Below are 352 nucleotides of genomic sequence, written 5' to 3'. Positions count from 1 at the left end.
GGCAAAGCCTTTTTATTGATAGGCTTATCCTTCCGCCCTTATCCATAGAAAGAATCTTTACCTTCACCTTGTCGTTTTCTTTCAAAAACTCGTTTATGTCTTTTACATACGTATTAGCAACTTCTGATATATGGACTAGCCCTGTTTTGCCTTCTGGTAATTGAACAAACGCTCCAAAATCTGTGATATTTAGAACAGTTCCTTCAACTACCTCTCCTACCTGAAATGGCATATAAATGTTTATCCTCCCTCTTCTTATTTGATTACTAATATGTTTAATTATATATTAAAAAAGTCATTTCTATCAAGCATATTAAAAAAATTCGCCTTAATTCGAGGAATTTTGTGCATC

At 33.2% G+C, this 352-nt stretch carries 1 protein-coding gene; it reads right to left on the bottom strand.

Going from position 1 to position 352, the window contains the following annotated elements; all coding sequences use genetic code 11:
* Positions 1-232: S1 RNA-binding domain-containing protein (locus tag BVF91_RS13065; protein ID WP_143589027.1), on the bottom strand; the 232-nt coding region annotated here is incomplete at its 3' end.
* Positions 233-352 lie beyond the last annotated feature (120 nt).

The sequence above is a fragment of the Thermoanaerobacterium sp. PSU-2 genome, from assembly GCF_002102475.1.
In the GTDB taxonomy this organism is placed as follows: domain Bacteria; phylum Bacillota; class Thermoanaerobacteria; order Thermoanaerobacterales; family Thermoanaerobacteraceae; genus Thermoanaerobacterium.
This window is presented reverse-complemented; position numbering and strand designations above follow the sequence as displayed.